The organism is Sulfitobacter sp. (assembly GCF_036961165.1).
Lineage (GTDB): Bacteria > Pseudomonadota > Alphaproteobacteria > Rhodobacterales > Rhodobacteraceae > Sulfitobacter.
In genome coordinates, this window is sequence record NZ_JBALVJ010000154.1 from 1 (window position 1) to 3,983 (window position 3,983).

Below are 3,983 nucleotides of genomic sequence, written 5' to 3' on the forward strand. Positions count from 1 at the left end.
GAATTGTCCAATGCGCTCCCCAATGTCAGCATCGAGACGATCAGCAACAGCAACCGTCCGTCAATCGCCCCCATGCCTTCATCCGCATCAATGCAGTTTGTCAGCAAAACCACCGCAACCCCGATCAGCGCAAGTGTCAGGATCGGGGCCACATTCAGGGCCGCGAGAACGACGACGGCAACCATGGTGGCAATCGCGATGGGAGCTTTATTGCGGCGAAACCCCCGAGAATTGACCGAGGACAGTTCGATCAACTGTTCTTCATCGGCAAGCCGCGCGATATCTTCCGGCGCACCGTCAAGTAGCAGGGTATCGCCGACCTCCAGTTTAATCATTGCAAGGCGCATGTCGACCGCTGCTCCCTTTCGGTGGAGTGCGACCGGATAGACCCCGAAACGGCGACGCCACTGCAAACGTCCGACCATTCTGTGCAGCGCTTTCGAATTTGGGCCGATCAGGACCTCGACAACCGAGGTGCGCCGGGCGGTCGACGGCTCGGTGCCCAGAACGGCATTGCCCACCGCTGCACCGTCGCGAAAACCCATGATCTCGGTATCTGTGGTCTTCACAACCACAACATCGCCAGCCGCCATCGTCGATGTGGCAAGGGTTGTGCGCAGGGAAAGGTCCCCACAGACAAGATCGACAACCCGACTTCCGGCCTTCTTGAAAGCGTCCACTTCCAGCACGGTCTTGCCGATCAGTGGCGAGCCCGCTGGGATGAAGAGTTCAACCAGCCAGGTGCGCCCGTCGCGCTTGGACTGAACCTCTCCGACGGTCTGTCGCACGGGGAGAAGGCGCGGGGCGGCGATTGCCAGAAAAGCCCCGCCAACGATGGTGACGACGATTCCGACCGGCGCGATCTCGAACAGACTGAACGGTGCCATCCCCAGATTGCGTGCAACGCCATCCACCAGCAGGTTCGTCGAGGTCCCGATCAGCGAACAGGTGCCGCCAAGAATGACCATGTAGGACAACGGGATAAGAAGGTGTGACGCCGCAATATTCATCTGTCGCGCAAGGGTGATCACGACCGGGATCAAAACGATGACCACCGGTGTGTTGTTCATGAAGACCGAGGCTCCTGCGGCGGCACTGAAGAACAGCGCGAGTGTCAGCACCGGACGGGTTGACGCATATCGACCAAGGACATTGCTGAGGGCCTCAAGTACGCCAGTCCGGACAAGAGCCGCGCTGAGGACGAACATCGCGCCGATGGTTGCAGGTGCAGGATTAGCGAGCGCGTCCAGGACATCGGTCGGCTTGACAAGTCCGATGGCAAGAGCTGTTGCCGCCCCGCAAAAGGCGACAACATCCGGGGGTCGCAGTTCCAGGACAAAGGCTGTGAAAACGCCGAGGAACAAGATTACGGCGGCGTAGGGTGCCAGTGTTACAAATTCGAATGCCATGATGTGATCAGGCTCCGTTGGGTCGGTGGCGACGCGGGGTTCAGGTTTTCTCGACTCGAACCGCATCCTTATTTTCTAATCATACATTCAGGTGCAAGAAACGGTCAGCGTGACATTGCCCAGTCGACGGCGATAGGAGGTATCTCGCCGGGGATTGCGCCCCTGGCGATGGTCGCTTTCAAGTCTGATTGCGCAGGGCATCCGGCATAACCGCAACCTTGTTGCGCTGCGCGAGCCAGGCAAGGACCGGCCCCGCCACAAACAACGAAGACGCGGTGGCGATGGTCACGCCTGCGATCATTGGCCAGGCAAAGCCCGATACCGCTGGCCCGCCCCAGATCGCCATCGGCAAAATCGCTGCGAGCGTTGTACCCGAGGTGAAGATGCATCGTGCCAGAACCTGATTGAGGCTTCTGTCGATCACATCTGCCAGGGGTTCGTCGCCACCTACGGCAAGGTGTTCGCGGATCCTGTCATAGACCACGACCTTGTCGTTGACCGAATAGCCGATCAGCGTCAGCAGGGCGACGATGGTGGTCAGGTTCACCTCCCATCCCATCAGGGCGATGAAGCCAAAGGTCTTGGTGACGTCAAGGAAAAGCACCGCGATAGCCCCGGCGGCAAAGTGCCATTCGAACCGGATCCAGATATATGCCAGCATTGCCAGAACCGCGAGGCCAAGCGCCAGCAAGCCGGTGGTTGTCAGTTCGCCACTGATCGTTGGGCCAACAAGGTCGATCTGGTTGAACACCGCATCCGCGATCACGTCTGTTGCTGCACGTTCGACAGCGGCAACCGTGGCCTGTCCGACCTCTCCCTGCACTCGGATCAGCACCTCATTGGGGTCGCCGAAGGCCTGCAGGCTCGCGTCGCCCGGAACCTGTTGCGCGATGGCGGCACGCAGCTCGGACAACGGGACGGGCGCGTCCGAGCGCAGGACCATCTGCACCCCACCCGTAAAATCAATTCCAAGATTCGGCCCAGGCATCACGAGCAGACCGAGCGACCCCACAGACAGCACTGCCGATATCACAAGCGCCAGGCGTCCGCGCCGCATGAAGGACAGTTTCCCCGGCGCTGGCACGCCACCGAACAGCGGCGCGATGTCGAGCCGCTTGAGTTTGCGGCGACGCACCAGCGTTTCCATCATGAACCGCATCAGCGCGACGGCCGTGAACATCGAGATGACGATTCCAAGGCTCATCGTGACAGCAAATCCCCGGATCGCCCCTGCGCCAAACATGAACAGCAACACCATCGCCAGAAGCGTGGTGATGTTGGCGTCAAGGATTGTCGCCCAGGCTCGCCCATAACCGAGCGTCAGCGCCTTGATCGCGATCGCACCCTTGGCGGTTTCTTCGCGGATACGGCTGAAGATCAAAATGTTGCTGTCTACCGCTATGCCAAGGCACAGGATGATCCCGGCAATCCCCGGCAGTGTCAGCGTGGCCCCAAGAAGACCTAACGCAGTCAGCGTCAACATCACGTTCAGACCAAGAATGGCGCTGGCCAAAAGGCCCCAAGCACCGTAAAGCCCCACCATAATCGCGACCACAAGCGCCAGACCGATGGCACCCGTGACCAACCCGGCGCGGATGGAATCCGCACCAAGTGCTGCCCCTACGCTGCGTTCCTCGATCACTTCGAGCGACGCAGGCAGAGCGCCCGAGGTCAGCAGCACGGCCAACGTCTGCGCCTCTTCGAGCGTAAAGTCGCCAGTGATCTGGCCCTGACCACCCGGAATGGCCTGCTGGATGACCGGAGCGGTCAGAACTTTACCATCCAACACGACCGCGAACCTTTGACCGATGTTAGCAGCGGTGATCTCGGCAAATGCGGCGCCGCCCTGTCGGTCGAAATCAAAAGTGACCATCGGCTGGCCGGTGTCGGGTTCGAACCCCGAGGCCGCCGCGTCCAGCCGATCACCCGACAGCGCGACATCGTCATAAACCGGGATGTCGCCGGAACCGTCCCGAAGCGGCAGCAGCGTGACGCCCGGTCCCGGCCCCGGTGCGACCATCTGGAAACTCATCTTCGCGGTCGATCCGAGAAGCTCGCGCAACTGGGCCGGGTTCTCGACGCCCGGCAGCTGGACAAGGATGCGGTCATCGCCGACCCGGCTGATCACCGGCTCGGAGACGCCGACCTGATCGACCCGGTGACGGATCACTTCAAGGCTGGCATCGGCAGCGTCGCTTGCCGCTCGGTCAAGCCCGGATGCAGTCAGGGACAACCGGGTTACGTCACCAGACAGGGCGACGGTGAAGTCCAGTGGGATACCGGGCTGAGTGGTGGCAGACGCCGCCGCCTGCAGAGCCGCCAGTAGCGCTTCGTTCGCAGGAGCGGACAATGAGGTGACGTCGGTCCGGATCGTTGCTGGGTTCAGGTTCAACGTGCGCATCTCTGATACAAGTATCTGACGCAACTCCTGAAGGCGCGTGGTTGCCAGATCCGCGCGATCGACGGCCAGCAGCAGATGCGCGCCGCCCTGCAGATCAAGGCCGAGTGAGACCGTCTGGCTGGTTGCCCAAGGCGGCAGCCTGTCGCGTATGTCTTTGGAAAGAAAGTTCGGGA

Annotated in this window: 2 protein-coding genes; both read right to left on the reverse strand. The window is 61.1% G+C overall.

Features of this window, described 5'->3' with window-relative positions; all coding sequences use genetic code 11:
• A partial coding sequence (locus V7730_RS22350; protein ID WP_335749760.1) for an SLC13 family permease occupies positions 1-1,409 on the reverse strand: 1,409 nt, incomplete at its 3' end.
• A gap of 178 nt (positions 1,410-1,587) precedes the next feature.
• On the reverse strand, positions 1,588-3,983 hold a 2,396-nt coding region (gene secD, locus V7730_RS22355), incomplete at its 5' end, for a protein translocase subunit SecD (RefSeq protein ID WP_335749761.1).